The 19,127-nt window shown below is 52.3% G+C and carries 21 protein-coding genes and 1 pseudogene; all 22 read left to right on the top strand.

All coding sequences use genetic code 11. The annotated features are described in order from the left end of the window. Window positions 1–32: 32 nt before the first annotated feature. The 22 genes and pseudogenes from ylxM to RHOM_RS09485 all read left to right on the top strand — a co-directional run bounded on the left by ylxM (window position 33) and on the right by RHOM_RS09485 (window position 19,106). Window positions 33–377: a YlxM family DNA-binding protein gene (ylxM, locus tag RHOM_RS09585; protein WP_044024966.1), complete on the top strand. Its 345-nt coding sequence runs from the start codon at window positions 33–35 to the stop codon at window positions 375–377. Further along, window positions 378–1,736: a signal recognition particle protein gene (ffh, locus tag RHOM_RS09580; protein ID WP_014080108.1), complete on the top strand. Its 1,359-nt coding sequence runs from the start codon at window positions 378–380 to the stop codon at window positions 1,734–1,736. It abuts the gene before it with no gap. Window positions 1,737–1,801: 65 nt separating this feature from the next. Beyond that, window positions 1,802–2,047, top strand: coding sequence for a 30S ribosomal protein S16 (gene rpsP / locus RHOM_RS09575; RefSeq protein WP_014080107.1), 246 nt, complete (start codon window positions 1,802–1,804; stop codon window positions 2,045–2,047). Window positions 2,048–2,066: 19 nt separating this feature from the next. Beyond that, window positions 2,067–2,297: a KH domain-containing protein gene (locus RHOM_RS09570; protein ID WP_014080106.1), complete on the top strand. Its 231-nt coding sequence runs from the start codon at window positions 2,067–2,069 to the stop codon at window positions 2,295–2,297. 97 nt (window positions 2,298–2,394) lie between these two features. Then, a complete protein-coding gene (gene rimM / locus RHOM_RS09565) occupies window positions 2,395–2,916 on the top strand; it encodes a ribosome maturation factor RimM (RefSeq protein ID WP_014080105.1) in 522 nt (173 codons plus the stop codon). Between the two features lie 10 nt (window positions 2,917–2,926). Then, window positions 2,927–3,637: pseudogene (trmD, locus tag RHOM_RS18425) on the top strand (tRNA (guanosine(37)-N1)-methyltransferase TrmD); the annotation flags it as partial. 6 nt (window positions 3,638–3,643) lie between these two features. Then, on the top strand, window positions 3,644–4,396 hold the full coding sequence (locus RHOM_RS18420; RefSeq protein ID WP_334290589.1) for a GNAT family N-acetyltransferase: 753 nt from the start codon (window positions 3,644–3,646) through the stop codon (window positions 4,394–4,396). Between the two features lie 127 nt (window positions 4,397–4,523). After that, complete coding sequence (gene rplS / locus RHOM_RS09555) at window positions 4,524–4,877, top strand: 50S ribosomal protein L19 (protein WP_014080103.1); 354 nt, start codon at window positions 4,524–4,526, stop codon at window positions 4,875–4,877. Between the two features lie 177 nt (window positions 4,878–5,054). Beyond that, a complete protein-coding gene (lepB, locus tag RHOM_RS09550; protein WP_014080102.1) occupies window positions 5,055–5,636 on the top strand; it encodes a signal peptidase I in 582 nt (193 codons plus the stop codon). Between the two features lie 29 nt (window positions 5,637–5,665). Next, window positions 5,666–6,523, top strand: a complete 858-nt coding sequence (gene ylqF, locus RHOM_RS09545) for a ribosome biogenesis GTPase YlqF (protein WP_014080101.1) — start codon at window positions 5,666–5,668, stop codon at window positions 6,521–6,523. Window positions 6,524–6,560: 37 nt separating this feature from the next. Then, window positions 6,561–7,328, top strand: a complete 768-nt coding sequence (locus RHOM_RS09540; RefSeq protein WP_014080100.1) for a ribonuclease HII — start codon at window positions 6,561–6,563, stop codon at window positions 7,326–7,328. Window positions 7,329–7,347: 19 nt separating this feature from the next. Further along, the gene (gene fliK / locus RHOM_RS09535) at window positions 7,348–9,255 is read left to right on the top strand and encodes a flagellar hook-length control protein FliK (protein ID WP_014080099.1); all 1,908 of its coding nucleotides are present in this window, start codon (window positions 7,348–7,350) and stop codon (window positions 9,253–9,255) included. Between the two features lie 33 nt (window positions 9,256–9,288). After that, complete coding sequence (locus tag RHOM_RS09530; RefSeq protein ID WP_014080098.1) at window positions 9,289–9,594, top strand: EscU/YscU/HrcU family type III secretion system export apparatus switch protein; 306 nt, start codon at window positions 9,289–9,291, stop codon at window positions 9,592–9,594. 65 nt (window positions 9,595–9,659) lie between these two features. After that, on the top strand, window positions 9,660–10,055 hold the full coding sequence (locus tag RHOM_RS09525) for a YraN family protein (protein WP_044024661.1): 396 nt from the start codon (window positions 9,660–9,662) through the stop codon (window positions 10,053–10,055). A gap of 14 nt (window positions 10,056–10,069) precedes the next feature. Further along, the gene (gene pgeF / locus RHOM_RS09520; protein WP_014080095.1) at window positions 10,070–10,960 is read left to right on the top strand and encodes a peptidoglycan editing factor PgeF; all 891 of its coding nucleotides are present in this window, start codon (window positions 10,070–10,072) and stop codon (window positions 10,958–10,960) included. 72 nt (window positions 10,961–11,032) lie between these two features. After that, window positions 11,033–12,073: a M42 family metallopeptidase gene (locus RHOM_RS09515; protein ID WP_014080094.1), complete on the top strand. Its 1,041-nt coding sequence runs from the start codon at window positions 11,033–11,035 to the stop codon at window positions 12,071–12,073. 123 nt (window positions 12,074–12,196) lie between these two features. Beyond that, entirely contained in the window at window positions 12,197–12,571 is a 375-nt protein-coding gene (locus tag RHOM_RS09510; protein WP_014080093.1) for a GntR family transcriptional regulator, read from the top strand. Continuing rightward, window positions 12,568–13,467 carry an ABC transporter ATP-binding protein gene (locus RHOM_RS09505; protein ID WP_014080092.1) on the top strand — a complete coding sequence of 300 codons (900 nt, stop codon included), beginning with the start codon at window positions 12,568–12,570 and terminating at the stop codon, window positions 13,465–13,467. Before RHOM_RS09510 ends, RHOM_RS09505 begins: the two co-directional genes overlap by 4 nt. After that, on the top strand, window positions 13,442–15,349 hold the full coding sequence (locus RHOM_RS09500; RefSeq protein WP_014080091.1) for a hypothetical protein: 1,908 nt from the start codon (window positions 13,442–13,444) through the stop codon (window positions 15,347–15,349). The genes RHOM_RS09505 and RHOM_RS09500 overlap by 26 nt, the downstream gene beginning before the upstream one ends. A gap of 753 nt (window positions 15,350–16,102) precedes the next feature. Further along, on the top strand, window positions 16,103–17,428 hold the full coding sequence (gene der / locus RHOM_RS09495; protein ID WP_014080090.1) for a ribosome biogenesis GTPase Der: 1,326 nt from the start codon (window positions 16,103–16,105) through the stop codon (window positions 17,426–17,428). Beyond that, entirely contained in the window at window positions 17,428–18,087 is a 660-nt protein-coding gene (gene plsY, locus RHOM_RS09490; RefSeq protein ID WP_014080089.1) for a glycerol-3-phosphate 1-O-acyltransferase PlsY, read from the top strand. Before der ends, plsY begins: the two co-directional genes overlap by 1 nt. A 5-nt stretch (window positions 18,088–18,092) precedes the next feature. Continuing rightward, window positions 18,093–19,106, top strand: a complete 1,014-nt coding sequence (locus tag RHOM_RS09485; protein WP_014080088.1) for an NAD(P)H-dependent glycerol-3-phosphate dehydrogenase — start codon at window positions 18,093–18,095, stop codon at window positions 19,104–19,106. The last annotated feature ends 21 nt before the right edge of the window (window positions 19,107–19,127 follow it).

The following is a 19,127-nucleotide window of genomic DNA, read 5'->3' as shown; positions in this document are numbered from 1 at the left end:
ATGCCGGATACGGCGTGATTGTGGGATTTCAGATGGAAGAGAAGATTGAACAGGCGTATCTGTATGATTTTTACGGAGAACTGCTGAACGAACATCAGAGAAGAATTTATGAGGATTTCGTGTTCAATGATCTGTCTCTCGGAGAGATCGCGGACGAGGAAGGTATCAGCAGACAGGGCGTTCACGATATGGTGAAGCGGTGTACGAAGACCCTTGAGGGGTATGAGGAGAAGCTTCATCTGATCGCAAAGTTCATGTCGGCGAAGCGCAGCGTGGAACAGATTCATGCATTGACGAAGCAGTTTCATGAGAGCCATGACGAGGCAGTGATCGTGGAGATTGAACAGATTTCCAATCAGATATTAGAGGAGTTATAGATGGCATTTGACAGCTTATCTGAAAAACTTCAAAATGTATTCAAGAACCTGCGCAGCAAGGGACGGCTGACGGAAGCGGATGTCAAGACAGCGCTTAAGGAAGTCAAGATGGCGCTCTTAGAGGCGGATGTCAACTTCAAGGTCGTCAAGCAGTTCGTCAAGGACGTGGAGGAGCGTGCCGTCGGACAGGACGTGATGAACGGACTGAACCCGGGGCAGATGGTCATCAAGATTGTAAACGAAGAGATGGTCAAGCTGATGGGCTCGGAGACAGCCGAGATCACACTGCAGCCCGGCAAGGCAGTTACCGTCATCATGATGACCGGTCTTCAGGGAGCAGGTAAGACGACCACAGCAGCAAAGCTTGCCGGAAAGTTCAAGCAGAAAGGCAAGAAGGTACTTCTCGTGGCAGGCGATGTCTATCGGCCGGCAGCGATCGAACAGTTACAGATCAACGGACAGAAGCAGGGCGTGGAAGTATTTTCCATGGGCGATAAGAACAGCCCGGTGAACATTGCAAAAGCGGCGATGGAACATGCCGCGAAGAACGATTTTAACATCGTTATCATCGATACTGCCGGACGTCTTCACATCGATGAAGATATGATGGCAGAGTTGATTCAGATAAAAGAAAATGTCACAGTGCATCAGACCGTCCTTGTGGTGGACGCCATGACAGGACAGGATGCGGTGAATGTGGCGAAGACCTTTGATGAGCGCATCGGTATCGACGGAGTCATTCTGACAAAGCTCGACGGTGATACCAGAGGCGGTGCGGCGCTTTCCATCCGGGCAGTGACCGGTAAGCCGATTTTTTATGCGGGTATGGGAGAGAAGCTTTCGGATCTGGAGCAGTTTTACCCGGATCGCATGGCATCGCGTATTCTCGGTATGGGCGATGTGCTGACCCTCATCGAAAAAGCCCAGGAGGACTTTGACGAGGAGCGGGCGAAGAAGATTGAGCAGAAGATGCGCAAGAACGAATTTGACTTTGAGATGTATCTGGAGTCGATGAGTCAGATGAAGAAGATGGGCGGTCTGTCCAGTATCCTCGGTATGATGCCGGGACTCGGGATGGGCGCAGGCAAGATGCCGGATATTGACGAGGCAGCAGCCGAGAAGAGCTTATCGCGCACGGAGGCGATCATCTATTCCATGACGCCGGAGGAGAGACAGAATCCTTCCCTTTTGAATCCGAGCAGGAAGCGCCGTATTGCGGTGGGAGCCGGTGTCGATATTGCGGAGGTCAACCGTCTGGTGAAGCAGTTTGAACAGATGAAGAAGATGATGAAGCAGATGCCTGGCATGATGAAGAAGGGCAGACGCGGTGGTGGAATGTTCGGCAAGCTTCCGTTTTAATGTTAGAAATTGCGTATAACGCATTCTAAATAGATCAGTTAAGCAAATTTAAGGAGGTGAAAGTAATGGCAGTAAAGATCAGATTAAGAAGAATGGGACAGAAGAAAGCTCCTTTCTATAGAATCGTAGTAGCAGATTCCAGATCCCCGAGAGATGGCAAGTGCATCGAGGAGATCGGAACATACGATCCAACGAAAGATCCAAGCGAGTATCATGTAAATGAGGAGTTAGCAAAGAAGTGGTTAGCTAACGGAGCTCAGCCGACCGATACAGTTGCTCGTATTTTCAAGAGCGCAGGCATCGAGAAATAGGATTCGCGAGGTGGACCTAATGAAAGAATTAGTAGAAGTAATTGCGAAATCACTCGTCGATTATCCGGATCAGGTCGTCGTAACAGAGACAGAGAATGAGAAAGCCATCGTGCTTGAACTGCGCGTTGCGCAGTCCGACATGGGCAAGGTAATCGGCAAACAGGGACGCATTGCCAAGGCAATCCGTTCTGTTGTGAAGGCTGCTGCCTCAAAGGAAGAGAAGAAAGTTATTGTAGAGATCATGCAGTAACAGGTCAGAGGAGCTGTCGCGCCAGATAATGGGGTGGCAGCTCCTTTGTTCATATTGCGGCTACTGCGGATATCAGAGACAGAAACGGAGGACATGCATGGAAGATTTATTGCAGGTCGGTGTCATCACGACGACACACGGGGTGCGTGGGGAGGTCAAGGTATTTCCGACAACGGACGATCCAGCGCGCTTCAAAAAACTCAAAAATGTGATTTTGGATACCGGAAAAGAAAAATTAGAACTTGAGATTGCAGGCGTCAAGTTCTTTAAAAATATGGTGATTCTCAAATTTAAGGGAATTGATGATATCAATGATGTGGAAAAATATCGCAAAAAGAGCCTTTATGTGACGAGAGAGAACGCGGTAAAGCTGAAAAAGGACGAATACTTTATTGCAGATCTGATCGGCATGAAGGTGTCGACGGACGAGGGTGAGGAATTGGGAACGCTGTCGGATGTGATGCAGACCGGCGCGAACGATGTCTATGTGATCTCCATGACAGACGGGGAGGAAGTGCTCATTCCGGCGATCAGGGACTGCATCCGCGATGTGGACGTAGAGCAGGGACAGATGTGCGTGCATCTGCTTCCGGGACTGCTTGACATCAACCGAAAATAGGAGGCACAGCATGAATTATCATATTCTGACACTGTTTCCGGAGATGGTGACGCAGGGACTCTCGGAGAGCATCCTTGGACGTGCGGCAAAAAAGGGACTGCTGTCCGTGAATGCAGTCAACATCCGGGATTATACGGCGGATCGACATAAAAAAGTTGACGATTATCCTTACGGCGGGGGAGCCGGCATGCTGATGCAGGCGCAGCCGGTCTACGATGCGTGGAAGGCAGCCTGCGAGGAAATCAGGAGCCGGCAGCCGGAGGAGCTGCGGGACAGACCGGTGCGCACGGTGTATGTGACGCCGCAGGGAGCCGTGTTCAACCAGCAGATGGCAAAGGAGTTCGCGAAGGAGGAAGATCTTATTTTCCTGTGCGGGCACTATGAGGGGATCGACGAGCGTGTATTAGAGGAGACCGTCACGGACTACGTGTCGATCGGCGATTATGTGCTGACCGGCGGGGAACTTCCGGCGATGGTGATGATAGACGCGATCTCACGGATGGTGCCCGGGGTACTGGCGAACGGAGAGTCCGGGGAGACGGAGTCCTTCGAGGGCGATCTGTTAGAGTATCCACAGTACAGCCGCCCGGAGGAATGGCACGGAAAGCAGGTGCCAAAGGTGCTGCTGTCGGGCAATCAGAGAAAAATTGCCGAGTGGCGCAGACAGGAGGCGGAGCGCCGCACACAGGAGAGGCGGCCGGATCTCTACGCAGGCTACGAGAGACTGATGTCCTGCAAAAAGGTGCTTGCCGGGGACAAGCTGCTGCATGTGGATATGACCGAGCTGATTGCGCGCGGGCAGGCGCGCCTTGTTTTTGCAGAAGGGAAAAATATCTGTCTGCAGGATAAAGTCAGTGGGGCGTATTTTCATACGGCGGAGGACATCAAAGCCGGCTGCAGGATGCTTGAAATTCTACACGGGGACGCCGGGGAGGAGAGCGGCCTTCTGGTGCTGCATCAGGAGTTCATGACGGAACCGGCAGAAAAATATCTGGGATTTCGCACGGCGATGACCTGCAACCAGATCGTGTATACAAAGCACGAAAAGCTGCCTGTCACCGGACTGTACCGCATGGACGGCAAACCGGCTGAAAACGGCGTGGTCATCCGTCCGCTTACGATGGAACACTTAGACGCGGTGGTGCGCGATTACAATACGATATCGGATGAGGCGTATGTGACAGACCGGATCAAAAAAGGAGCGCTCTTCGGTGCGTTTGTGGACGGGCAGCTTGCGGGCTTTATCGGAATGCACGCGGAGGGCGGCATCGGGATGCTCTTCGTCTCGCCGGAGTACCGCAGACGCCGGATCGGCATGGCACTTGAGACATATATGATCAATCTCGGATTAGAGCGCGGTGAGAGACCCTACGGTCAGGTTGAGATCGGCAATGATGCATCCAAAGGACTGCAGGAGGCCCTGGGACTCTGTTTTTCTAAGGGACGCATCTACTGGATGGAGCGTGAAGAGAGAGAATGAAAATATTTGCCGAAAATGCTTGCAATCCGTACAATCTGTGTTATACTGGAATAGTTGTGAATAAATAGATGGTCCTCTGTTACGAATTGACGTATTAAGAACATCCAATGAATCAGGAGGTCACAAAATGAACGCAAGTGAAATCATTAAGAGCATTGAAGCAGAGCAGCTCAAGGCAGAAGTACCGCAGTTTAACGTAGGTGATACGGTAAAGGTTTACGGTAAGATCAAAGAGGGTAACCGTGAGCGTATCCAGGTATTCGAGGGAACTGTTTTAAAGAGACAGGGCGGAAGCAACCGCGAGACTTTCACAGTCAGAAAGATCTCTAACGGTGTCGGCGTAGAGAAGACCTGGCCGTTACATTCTCCGAACGTTGAGAAGGTAGAGGTTGTTCGTCAGGGTAAAGTCAGACGTGCAAAGTTATTCTACTTAAGAGACCGTGTCGGCAAGAAGGCAAAGGTAAAAGAGCTTGTAAAATAATACAATGCAGCGCTAAGAAGCCGGGACATATTTTGTATGGAACAGGATTCCATATGGAGTGTGTTCCGGTTTTTTTCGTATTATAAGGCACCAAAATTAAATTGCGAAGCCACAGGGTTTGTGTTAAAGTAAAGCAGGAATCGTGTGCGGCGGGCACACGGCACATGGAGGATAAGAATGCGCAGACGTAGAAGCGGACTGAACTTTGGCAGACAGAAGAAAAAAGTGAATATGTCGGTTGTGAAGGAAGCGTGTGTGTGGATCATTGAGATCGCGATCACACTGCTGGTAGCGTTTACACTGGTATATTTTGTCGGACTGCGGACGAGTGTCGTGGGGCAGTCCATGGCGGAGACGCTAAACGGCGGGGATGAGATTCTGGTCAACCGTTTTATATACAAAGTAACCGATCCCAGGCCGAACGATGTGATTGTATTTTTACCGAACGGCAATGAAAAGTCACATTATTACATCAAGCGCGTCATAGCGGTGCCGGGGGATACGCTTCAGATTAAGAACGGCGAAGTGTATGTCAACGGCGAACTGTTTGCGGAAGATGTGGATGTGGCGCAGATGGAGGATGCCGGACTGGCGGCGGAAGAGATCACGCTGGGTGAGGACGAGTATTTCGTGCTCGGCGACAACCGCAATAACAGCGAGGACAGCCGCTATGCCAACATCGGCAACATTAAGAAGGAATATATTATCGGAAAAGTCTGGTTCCGCGTGGCACCGTTTAAGGACTTTGGATTTTTATAAAACAGACAGTAAGAGAATGGAGAGTAATTATGCAGTTTCAGTGGTACCCGGGGCATATGACGAAGGCAAAGCGTCAGATGCAGGAAGACATTAAGTTAATCGATCTGGTCATCGAGCTTGTCGATGCGCGGATTCCGCTCAGCAGCCGGAATCCGGACATTGACGAACTGGGCAGAAACAAAGCGCGGCTGATCCTTATGAACAAGTCGGATCTTGCGGACGAGGAAGCGGGAAAGCTGTGGAGTGCGTATTTTCAGAAGAAGGGCTATTATGTGGTAAGCCTGGATTCGAGAAACAGAAACGGCATGAAGCAGGTGACGGCGGTCGTCATGGAGGCGTGCAAGGAGAAAATCGAGCGCGACAGAAAGCGCGGCATCATGAACCGTCCGGTGCGGGCGATGGTCGTTGGAATCCCGAACGTGGGGAAATCCACGTTTATCAATTCCTACGCCGGAAAGGCGTGCGCCAAGACCGGCAACAAGCCAGGCGTTACAAAGGGCAAGCAGTGGATCCGGCTGAACAAGAATGTAGAACTTCTGGATACACCGGGAATCTTATGGCCGAAGTTTGAAGACCAGACGGTCGGATTAAAACTGGCGTTAATCGGTGCCATCAAGGATGAGATTTTAAACATCGATGAGCTGTCCCTGGAATTGATCAAAGTGCTGACCGCCTACTATCCGGGAGCGCTTCAGGCGCGCTATGGAACGGAGGAGCTGGATATCGACGAGACGGCGGCGCCGGCAGAGATCCTGCGTGGGATTGCGGAGAACCGCCGCTGTGTGGCGAAGGGCGGCGAGATTGACTACAGCAAGGCGGCGACGCTTCTGATTGATGAATTCCGCAGCGGAAAGCTTGGCAGGATCACACTGGAGCGGCCCGATTAGCACAGGCAGCGGGAACATACGGCGGGAGAGGAAGCAGATGGAGACGAAAAAGATCGGAGAAATCAGGGAAGAATTCAAGGCGGCAGAGGAGAACATGCTGCCTTCTTTTATCGAAAAATACAGGTCGGACGAGCGCGCGGGCGTACAAAAGCTCATCGAGCAGGCGAACGGACGCCTCGCAAAGCTGGAGGCGGAGCGTGCAAGGATTGACCGGCTGTGGAGGTATGAGCGCGAGTACGGGATGTATACGCGTATCTGTGGGATTGATGAGGTGGGGAGAGGTCCGCTTGCCGGCCCCGTTGTGGCGGGAGCGGTCATTCTGCCGAAGGACTGCGACATCCTCTATATCAACGATTCCAAGAAGCTCTCAGCGGCAAAGCGAGAGGAACTGTACGATGTGATTATGGAAAAAGCGGTGGCGGTCGGCATCGGCATGGTGGGACCGGAGCGCATTGATGAGATTAACATTTTGCAGGCAACGTACGAGGCGATGCGGGAAGCTATAAGCAAATTGGGCGATGCACCCGATATATTATTAAATGATGCGGTGGCGATACCCGGGGTTGCGATACGGCAGGTGCCAATCATCAAGGGAGATGCCAAGAGCATCTCGATCGGCGCAGCCAGCATTGTGGCAAAAGTGACCAGGGACCGGCTGATGGTGGAGTACGACAAGATCATGCCGGGGTACGGATTCGCCGCGAATAAGGGTTATGGCTCGGCGGAACATATTGCGGCGCTGAAAAAATACGGTCCGACGTCGATTCATCGCCGGAGCTTTATTGGAAATTTTGTAGAGGTTTAGACGGGAAGAGGGAACATACATGCAGATATCGGATCTGGTAGGACAGTACAGCCGGAATGTGGCCAACGGAACGGAAGAATTGCATGGGGCGCAGAGCGTTCAGAAACTGGTGTCGACGATCGGGGATCTCTCCGCGGGAAGTATTTTCGAGGGGACGATCAACAGTGTGCGCGGCGGAAAAGTGACGCTGGCGCTGGGCAATGGACAGACCATCACCGCGCGGCTGGACGGAAAAATGGATTTACAGCAGGGCTCGAGCATGTTTTTCCAGGTGCGCGCCAATGACGGGCAGACGATTGCGATCCGCCCGTACACCGAGCTTGGAAATGTCAGCAATCCGATTCTGCTCAACGCGCTTTCGGCGGCGCAGGTGCCTGCGACGGACCGGACGCTTGTGATGGTGGATACGATGATGCAGGAGCAGATGTCGATCGACAGACAGAGCATTCTCGATATGGCGAAGCTGGTTGGCGCGAATCCGGATGCCAATGTGCAGACCATCGTGCAGATGACGAAGCTCGGACTCCCGGTGACGGAGGAGATGGCGGCGCAGTTTGAAAATTATCTGTCCGACCGGCAGGCACTCGTGGGAGAGATGGATCTGGCAGCGGGACATATGATGGAACTGCTTTCGGACGAGGCGCTCTCGCCGGAGACGGCGTTTTCTCTCTATGAGAAAATGCTCGATATTTTTATGCCCGGGGCGGAAGCGGCAGATGCCGGAGTGACCGCGGCAGCGGGACAGGAATCTTCCGCAGCAGAGGCAGGCGCCGGAGTAATCGCGGAAGCAGTGGGACAGGAAAATGCAGCCACGGTGGCAGAAGCAGAGGCGGGCGCGCCCACGGCGGCGGAACAGGGAACCGCAGCGGCATCGGCAGTGGCGGAGAAGGCAGGTGCCGCTTCGACCACGGAGACAGCGGGACAGGGCGCAGCGGCAGAAGCAGAGACAGGGGTCGGAGTGACCGCGGAACTGACATATGGAAGGACGGCAGAGACTCCGGGGACAGTCGGGGAACTGTTGTCGAAGGAGCAGATCGAGCATCTGGGAAAAATGCTTCGGAACATTCCGGCTCTGATTGGCAACGAGGAGATTTTTGCCGGCGGAGAGCAGGAGGAAGTCTTTGTGGATACGCTCTCGGAAGAAGGTCCGGAGGTGGCGAAACTGATGGCGCAGGAGGAAGCGGCGCAGGAGCAGCCGGTCTTGAATGAAAAATTGACGGCAGAACAGTTTTTACAGAAGCTCGGCAGAGCGCTCGCACAGAATGGCGGGTTCGGCTTTGCGGGAATGCAGAAGCTTTTTGCCGGAAAGGAATTTCAGACCATTTTCCGCAGTGTGATCGAGAAGCAGTGGCTTCTGCAGCCGGAGGAATTAAAGCAGGAGCATAAGGTGAGCGGGCTGTATGAGCGCTTAGAGCAGCAGCTTTCCCAGATGGAGGAGGCGGTTCGGGCGACCGGAAGCACGCAGAATACGTTTTTGCAGACGGCATCGCAGGTTCACGGCAATCTGGAGTTCATGAATCAGATGAACCAGATTTATCACTATGTGCAGCTGCCGTTAAAGATGTCCGGACAAAATGCGAACGGGGAACTCTATGTCTATGCGAACCGGAAGAATCTGCGCGATCCGGATGCGGAACTGACGGCATTTTTACATCTGGACATGGAGCAGCTCGGCTCCACGGACGTCTCAGTGCGGATGCAGAACCGCAGCGTACGCACCAATTTTTATCTGGAGGATGATGCCTCCTATGATCTGGTGGAAAAGCACCTGGAAGTGCTGAACAAGCGTCTTAAGAGCAAGGGCTACCAGTCTTCCATCACGGTCACACATGAGAAAAAAGACATCAGTTTCAAGGAGAACATCGTAAAGAAAGGAAAGGCGACGGTGGGAAGCCTGCACCGCTATTCTTTTGATGTAAGAGCATAGGAAAGCAGGATTCTTTGAAGGGAGGATGTGGCGATGGCGGAGAACAAGCATATTGCAGGAAAAGAAAAGACGGCGGTCGCCGTTGCCTACAATCCGGGCGAGGTGGCGCCGAAGATCCTCGCAGTCGGAAAAGGCGAGGTGGCGGAGCGCATCATTGAGACGGCAAAAGAAAACGATGTTCCGTTTTATCAGGATAACAAGCTGGCGGAGACCTTATCCAGACTTCAGATCGGGGATACGATTCCGCCGGAACTCTACGAGGTGGTCGCGGAGATCCTTGTCTTTGTGGACGATATGGACCGCATGAAGGGAAAACTCAAAGAATCCGGCTTACTGTAGGCAGATGACAGATGCCGTGATGGTAACAGAAGGCACGGGAAGAACCCGGACGGCGGAACGTGGTGATGGATCGGACGAAAGGCAGGGAGAGAGGATACCGGATGAACAGGCGGCAGACGGGAACAGCGTATGAGAGACGGGCGGGGGAGTATCTGAAGGAACAGGGATACGAGCTGATTGGATACAATTTCAGATGCCGGCAGGGAGAGATCGACATCATCGCCCGCGATGGCAGATACCTGGTGTTTGTGGAAGTGAAATACCGCAGAGACGGGCAGACGGGCGATCCGCTGGAGGCGGTGGACCGGGCGAAGCAGCGCCGCATCAGCAGAACGGCGCAATATTACTGCCTGACGCACGGATATGGGGAGACGACGCCCTGCCGCTTTGATGTGGCGGCGGTGCTTGGAACGGACGGGGAAGTACGGCTTGTGAAACATGCATTTGAATTTCAGGGATGACGGGAGGATGAGACTTGACAGCGTTTGTGAGAAAACCAGCAGAACAACCGGTTTTGCGGGAGGACTGGCATGAAAATGAGGACGGCAGCAGGCTTCTGCTGCTAAAATATCCCCTTTTGGAGCGCACGGGGATCGTGGAGCATTGTTTTACAACACGGCTCGGAGGTGTCAGCACAGACATTTTTTCTACGATGAATTTAAGCTTTACCAGAGGTGATGAGGAGGCGGCGGTGCGTGAAAATTACCGGCGCCTGGCGAGGGCACTCGGGGCAGAGGTGGGGCAGTTTGTCTGCTCGGATCAGACACATACCGTCAATGTGCGCCGCGTCACGGCAGCGGACGCCGGAAAAGGACTGACCAGAGAGCGGGACTACCGGGATGTGGACGGACTGATTACGGATGAGCCGGGACTTGTCCTGTCGACGTTCTACGCGGACTGTGTGCCGTTATATGTGGTGGATCCCGTACACCGCGCCATCGGAATGAGCCATTCCGGATGGAGAGGCACGGCGGCGCGCATGGGAGCGGTCACTCTGTCTGCCATGCAGGAGGCATACGGCACCAGACCAGAGGATGTGGTCTGCGCGGTCGGTCCGTCCATTTGCAAGGACTGCTATGAGGTGAGCGCAGATGTGGCAGATATTTTCGCGGAGGAATTTCCGGGGCATGAGCAGGAGATTCTGGCAGAGAGTGAGAAGAACAGCGTCGGGATGGCTCACGCAGACAAAAAATACCAGCTGGATCTCTGGAAGGCGAACGAGATCATTTTTCAGGAGGCGGGCGTGCGAAAAGAGCATCTGGCAGTGACGGACATCTGTACCTGCTGCAATCCAAAGCTGTTGTTTTCCCACCGCGCAAGTCATGGAAAGCGCGGAAATCTGGGCGGATTTCTGTACCTGAAATAAGGATGTATAAGATCGTCCTTCAGGTATGGTCTGTAGATAGAATCAAATAGAAAGCGGAAAAGGAGAAAAAAGATGAAGACAAAAAAATATGTGGAATATATGGTCGAGGAGACAAAGAAGATTCTGGCAATCGACAGTCCGAGCGGATACACTGCAGAGGTGGCGGATTATGTGATGAAAGAGTACCAGAAGCTCGGCTATGAGCCGAAACTGACCACGAAAGGCGGCGTGCTTGTGGCGCTTGGCGGCAAGGACAAAAAGAATGCCGTGATGCTCGAGGCACACATTGACACGCTCGGCGCCATGGTAGCGGAGATAAAGTCCAACGGCAGACTGCGCGTGACACCGGTCGGCGGAATGAACGCCAACAATGCCGAGGCGGAGAACTGCAGAATCCATACCCGCTTCGGGGAAAAGGTCTACGAGGGAACCCTGCAGCTTGCCAATGCATCCATCCATGTCAACGGCGATTACAATGACAAGAAGCGTACATTTGACGAGACGGAGATCGTGCTGGACGAGAAGGTACATTCCAGAGAGGACGTGGAGGCACTCGGCATCATGACGGGAGACATCGTCTGCTTTGATCCGCGCACGACCGTCACAGAGAGCGGCTACATCAAGAGCCGTTTCCTGGACGATAAGCTTAGCGTCGGCATCCTGCTTGGCTATGCGAGATATTTAAAGGAAGAGAATGTCACACCGGAGCGCATGATCTACCAGCACATCACCGTCTTTGAGGAAGTCGGACACGGCGGAGCCGCTTCGATTCCGGAGGGTGTGACTGAGGTTATTTCCGTTGACATGGGCTGCGTTGGAGACGGTCTTGCCTGCGAGGAGACACAGGTGTCCATCTGCGCGAAGGACAGCCACGGACCGTATCACTACGACGTCGTGACGGGACTGATTGCGGCGGCAAAGCGCGAGGAACTTGACTTTGCGGTGGACGTCTACCCGCATTACGGATCGGATGCGGATGTGGCGCTGACGGCGGGCTATGACGTGCGCCACGGACTGATCGGCGCGGGCGTGTACGCGTCGCACGGCTACGAGAGAAGCCATGTGGACGGCGTGAAGAACACCTTCAAACTCCTGTGTGCATATCTGGGCTGATGCCGAAGTTAAATAAAAGTTAATAATTTCATAGGATTATCTTTATTGTATGAGGGAACCTTCCATGCTATAGTAGCTGTATTAAGACAAATAGTACAGTTGGTACAGATGGGAGGTTATGATTTGATTCAGTTAAATTACCGGGACTCCAAACCGATTTATGAACAGATCAAGGATGGCTTTCGGAAGCTGATTATCACAAATTCTCTTTCGGCAAACGAGAAGCTGCCGTCTGTCCGCGAACTGGCGTCCGGACTGGCGATCAATCCCAATACGATTCAGAAAGCGTATCGCGATCTGGAGAGCGAGGGATATACATACACGGTTGCCGGGAAGGGAACGTTTGTGGCGGAGCACAGGGAAATCCTGAATACGAGACAGCATGAACTGCTGGAAGAGTTCGATGAAGTGGTGGAGGAGCTCTGTTTCCTGTCAGTGAGCAGGAGCGATCTGATCACACGGATCGAACATGCGGCAGAGGGAGGAGAGAAGGTATGATTCAGGTAAACGGATTAAAAAAGGCATTTGACGGATTTGTGGCGCTAAACGGTGTGGACATGCACGTGGAAAAGGGAGCCATCTACGGTCTGGTCGGACCGAACGGAGCAGGAAAGTCCACACTCATCCGCCACCTGACGGGGGTGTACCGTCCGGATCAGGGAGAGGTGCAGATCGACGGGGAAAATGTATATGAGAATAAGGCGGTCAAATCAAAAATCGCGTACATACCAGACGAACTGTTTTATTTCATGCAGGCAGACACGATGGAGATGAAGCGTTTTTATGAGGGGATCTATCCGTCTTTTGATGGAAAGCTGTTTTACCGGATGCAGGAGTTTTTCCCGAATATTGATGTGAAGCGCAATATCAGACGGCTGTCGAAAGGAATGCAGAAACAGGTGGCATTCTGGCTTGCCATCTGCTGCAAGCCGGATATTCTGATTCTGGACGAACCGGTGGACGGACTCGACCCTGTGATGCGGCGTCAGATCTGGAGCATCATATTGTCGGAGGTCGCAGAGAAAGAGATGACCGTGCTTGTATCGTCCCACAATCTGCGTGAACTTGAGGATGTGTGTGACCATGTCGGTATCATGCATCATGGAAAAATCATGATCGAGCGCTCACTGAGCGACCTGCAGGGAAGTGTGTCGAAAATCCAGGTGGCGTGTCAGAGCGGAATGCCGAAGCTTCCGGAACATTTTCAGGTGCTTCACATGGCAAATACAGGGCGTGTGTATACCATGATCGTAAAGGGAGATCCAAAGGAAGCAGAGGCGGCACTGTCATATTGCAATCCGACGATTGTGGATGTACTGCCGCTGACACTGGAAGAAATATTTATCTACGAGATGGGAGGGGCAGATTATGAAGTCAAAGACATCCTGTTTTAACCGCACGATATTTAAGAAGAACTTCACGCATTTCTGGCCGCTGTGGCTGCTTTACCAGATATATCTCCTTGTGGTGATTCCCGTATGGGTGTGGCAGAAGGCTGCCAGTCCGTACTACTATTATGGAACGGGGAACGAGGACACAACCTACCGCATGTATCAGCTGGTGGAGCTGGCAGTACACCGGATGATCCCTCCTCTGCCGGTCTTTTTCTTCGCAGTGGCAGCGGCGCTGGCAGTGTTTTCCTATCTGTATTCGGCAAAAAGCGCCAATATGATGCATGCGTTGCCGGTCAACCGGCTGGAACTTTATGTGACGAATTATCTGTCAGGACTCATTTTTCTGATCGTGCCGGAGATCATCACATTCTTTATCACAGTGCTCGTATGCCTGGCAAACCAGTTTACCTGTATACAGTATCTGTTCGCTGCGCTGTTGGCACAGGCTGGTGTGACATTTTTTGCATACTCACTTGCGGTTTTCGTGGCGATGTTCACAGGGCAGGCGTTTGCAATGCCATGCTATTATGTGATCGTCAACTATCTGTATGTGGGATGCATGTTTATTGTTGCAAAGGTGATTGAAACCATCAGCTACGGGATTGAGAATGCATGGAATCCGGGAAAAAGCTGCATTTTATCGCCGCTTTATTATCTGAACAATAATCTTCGCAGCAGTCTTATCTACACGGAGAATGGGAATGGAATTACCGGCATTAAGATCACGGGCATGCCGCTCATCGGAATCTATGCGGCGGCAGCAGTTGTGCTTGTCGTGGTGGCCTGCCAGATGTATAAGAGGCGGCAGATCGAGACGGCGGGCGACTGGGTCAGCATCGGGATCATCAAGCCGGTATTCCGCTGGGGAGCGGCAATCTGCGGAGGTCTGGTCGTCGGTGTCACGGTCATATCCATGCTCACGGATCTGCCGCAGCTGCGCAAATATCCGTGGCTGCTGCTCTGCAGTGTGGTGATGGGTTTCCTCTTTTTCTTTGGAGCAGAGATGCTGCTGGAAAAGAATTTCAGGGTATTTCGCAGAAAACGCGTGCTGGAGTGGGCGGCGACTGCCGTGATCACAGTGGTGTTTGTATCCCTGTTTGAAATGGATGCATTCGGTCTGGAGCGCTATGTGCCGGAGGTGGCGGATGTGGAGACGGCGTTCGTCTATCTGGATTATCCGGTGCAGGTGAAAGGAGAAGAACTTGCGACACTGACGGAGCTGCAGCGCCAGATTATTGCAAATAAGGATGCCTATCAGGAGGTAGAACGTACCGGTTCGGGATTTTATTATACAACGTTCCTGTATTATATGCAGGATGGTTCCAAGGTGGAGCGGCGGTATGCACTTCCACTGCCTGAGGCGGATGGGGGTGCTGACAGTACACCGGCAGAGCAGATCCTTGCGTGGGAGAGCGAGCCGGAGAATCTGGAGCGTGAGATTTTTGGTATCGGAAATTCAGAGTGCCGGTTTACCTCTGGATATATGGATCTGTATACTTCTACGGGGCTTAACAATACGCACATGTTTTCCGAGAAGGAGATTGAGCAGATCTTAAAGGCCATCCGGGCGGATATCGAGGATGGAAATCTGGCGAAGTATTATCAGTATTGCGAGCAGCCGGAAGACACGTACTACAGCAACATTGAACTGGAATATTATAGTACAGGCAGGTATGTTGACAACTGGATGTATTATTATGACTATCACAACAGTTTAGAGAAGCTGGAAGGAAAAGCTGTGGACGGGCAGGAGATGACAGCGGGCGGCAATCTGTATCTGACGTTCGGACCGGACTGCGTGCATATCGTAGAGACGCTTGAGAAACTTGGCATCACAAATGACGAGTGGAAGCTGATGACGAACCAAGACATGATGCAGTAGAACTACAGCAGGAAGAGAAATTGCCGCAATAAGCATATTGTGCTTTGTGTTGATAAGTAATATGGTTTAGAAACATACTTGGGGATTTCATGTGGAAATGCAGGTGGAAATTCGTTTGAGAAAAATGTGAGCATTTCTTCCGGCTGAATGTTTGCATCGGATTCCGTGTCTCTTCCACGTTTGGACAATCCGACGGGTGTATGTCCGACACACCGGAGACAATGGGCGGACTTTCTGGTGTCCCTAATGGCACCTCTTCACAGACAATATAAAACCGCGCGAACCGAACTCGCCGGCATCTGCTATTGAAAATAGGGCAGATGCCGACTCAGACAGCGGCTTCGCGCGGTTATGTTTTGTTCAGAGGTGCCATAAGGGACACACAAAAAAGTCCTACAAATTGTCTCCGGGATGCGGACATGACCCGCGGAGTGCTCCAAACTTGGAAAGACACGGATCATCGAAGATGCAAACATTCGGTTGGTTAGAAATGCCACATTTGTTGAACCGAATTTCCATTTGCATTTTCATCTGAAATCCCAAGGGCTGGTTTTCTAATAATATTACGTATCCCACAAAGAGGTCTATGCTTATTGCGGCAGTTCCTCTTGCCTGCCTTTGTTAAACTGCTTTACAAGTCGGGACAGATATTGTAAAATCAAGCGGTCAGGATTATGATAGGGACAGGTGAAGTCTGCCTGTCAGTAAGAAGATGGATGATACTGTTTTTTATAGAAAGGAAAGGTCAGATAGATGAGTAAACCCGTAGTAGCGGTTGTAGGGCGTCCGAATGTTGGAAAATCCACACTGTTCAACGCACTTGCAGGAGAGCGAATTTCAATTGTAAAGGATACGCCGGGAGTGACAAGAGACCGTATCTATGCGGACGTCAACTGGCTGGATTATCATTTTACGATGATCGATACCGGCGGTATTGAGCCGGACAGCAGAGATGTCATTCTCTCGCAGATGAGAGAGCAGGCGGAGATTGCCATTGCGACGGCGGACGTGATTATTTTCCTCACGGATGTCAGACAGGGACTGCAGGATTCGGATTCCAAGGTGGCAGATATGCTCAGACGCTCCGGCAAGCCGGTCGTGCTTGTGGTCAACAAAGTGGACAGCTTTGAGAAGTTCATGCCGGATGTGTATGAGTTCTACAATCTCGGCATCGGCGATCCGTTCCCGATCTCGGCGGCATCCATGCTGGGACTTGGAGATATGCTGGATGAAGTGGTCAAACACTTCCCGGACTATGCGAAGGACGAGGAGGAGGACGAGCGCCCGAAGGTTGCGATCATCGGTAAGCCGAATGTCGGCAAGTCCTCCCTCATTAACAAGCTGGCACAGGAGGACCGTGTGATTGTCTCCGACATTGCGGGAACAACACGCGATGCGATTGATACCGACATTACCTACGACGGAAAAGAATATGTCTTTATTGATACTGCAGGTCTTAGACGGAAGAATAAGATTAAGGAAGAGATCGAGCGCTACAGCATCATCCGTGCGGTGACAGCGGTGGAGCGGGCGGATGTCTGCATCATCGTGATCGATGCGACGGAGGGCGTCACGGAGCAGGATGCCAAGATTGCCGGAATCGCACACGAGCGCGGAAAAGGAATTATCATCGCGGTCAACAAGTGGGATGCGATCGAGAAGGATGACAAGACGATCTACCGTCACACGGAGAAGATCCGTCAGATTTTAAGCTTTATGCCGTATGCCGAGATTATTTTTATCTCCGCAAAATCAGGACAGCGCTTAAATAAGATTTTTGAGCTGATTGATGTGGTTATTGCGAACAATAGCATGCGTGTGGCGACCGGTGTCTTAAACGAGATCGTGACAGAGGCAGTTGCCATGCAGCAGCCGCCGTCAGACAAGGGAAAACGTCTGCGCATCTACTACACGACGCAGGTTGCGGTAAAGCCGCCGACCTTCGTGATTTTCGTCAACGATAAGGAATTGATGCATTTTTCCTACACCAGGTATCTGGAGAACCGTATCCGTGAGACGTTCGGTTTCCGCGGAACGGCACTGAAATTCATTATTCGGGAGAGAAAGGAAGAGCAGTGATGATAGGAGCAAGGGTTATTGCATTGGGAATCGGGTATCTGTTTGGACTGTTTCAGACGGGGTATCTCTACGGAAAAAGCCAGGGGATTGATATCCGCAATGAGGGAAGCGGCAACGCGGGGACGACAAATTCACTGCGCGTGCTTGGAATCAAGGCGGGACTGATCACGTTTGCGGGAGATCTGTGCAAGGCAATTCTGGCGGTTCTTCTGGTGAAGGTTCTGTTCCGGAACGCTTACCCGGACGCAGTCAGGATTCTGGAACTGTATGCCGGCTTCGGAGCTGTGCTCGGACATAATTTTCCGTTTTACCTCAAGTTCAAGGGTGGAAAGGGAATCGCCTGCACGTCGGGCATGATTCTCGCTGTGTGCCCGATGGCGGCACCGGTCTGTCTGGTCTTATTCATCGGTTCCATCGCGATCACAAGATATGTGTCCCTTGGATCGATTCTGGTGGTGACGAGTTATCTGGTGCAGGTATTGATCTTCGGACATATGGGATATCTGCATATCGATGCCGCATATCTCCCGGAGTTCTATGTGGTGAGCGCCTGCTTTACGGCGATGGCGCTGTGGCGTCACAGGAGTAACATTGGACGTCTGCTGCACGGCACGGAGAATAAGTTCACGTTCAAGAAGAACAAACAGGAGGGGAAATAAAAGATATGGCAAAAGTAGCGGTAATCGGAGCGGGAAGCTGGGGGACGGCGCTCGCGAAAGTGTTGCACACCAACGGCAGCCAGGTGACGGTGTGGTCGATTGTGGAAGCGGAGATCGCGATGCTGCGCGAACGGCATGAGCATGTGGATAAGCTTCCGGGAGTGAAGCTTCCGGAGGATATGGAATTTACCACGGATCTTAAGGCGGCAGTGGAAGATAAGGAATATCTGATTCTGGCGGTACCGTCTGTATTCACCAGAAGCACGGCAAAAAGCATGGCGCCTTTTGTGAAGGCGGGACAGATCATTGTCTGTGTGGCAAAGGGCATTGAAGAAAATACGCTGATGACGCTCTCCGATATTGTAGAAGAGGAAGTACCTGCGGCGGAGGTTGCCGTGATGTGCGGACCGAGCCACGCCGAGGAGGTTGGCGTCGGACTGCCGACGACCGTTGTTGCCGGAGCAAAGAAGCGCAAGGTGGCAGAGGGCGTGCAGGATATTTTCATGAATGAGGTGTTCCGCGTGTACACAAGCCCGGATGTGCTCGGCATGGAACTGGGAGGTTCCCTGAAGAACGTCATTGCACTGGCAGCCGGTATGGCGGACGGACTCGGCTACGGGGACAACACCAAAGCGGCGTTAATCACGCGCGGAATCATGGAAATGTCGCGTCTTGCCATCAAGATGGGGGCAAAGGCGGAGACACTGAGCGGTCTGACCGGAATCGGAGATCTGATCGTGACATGTGAGAGCAGACACAGCAGAAACCGCAAAGCCGGAATGCTGATCGGGCAGGGCTATACCATGAAGCAGGCGATGGATGAGGTCAAGATGGTGGTCGAGGGCGTGTATTCCGCCAAGGCGGCGATCGCGCTTGCAAAAAAATACGGGGTCGATATGCCGATCATCGAGGAAGTCAACTGTGTGCTTTTTGAGGATAAGCCGGCAAAAGAAGCAGTGCGGGAACTGATGATGCGCGACCGGCGTGCAGAGCATAGTGCCCTGGAGTGGGAAGCATAGAAATGCGACATGGCACCCCGG

The sequence above is a fragment of the Roseburia hominis A2-183 genome (genome assembly GCF_000225345.1).
Lineage (GTDB): Bacteria > Bacillota > Clostridia > Lachnospirales > Lachnospiraceae > Roseburia > Roseburia hominis.
This window is presented reverse-complemented; position numbering and strand designations above follow the sequence as displayed.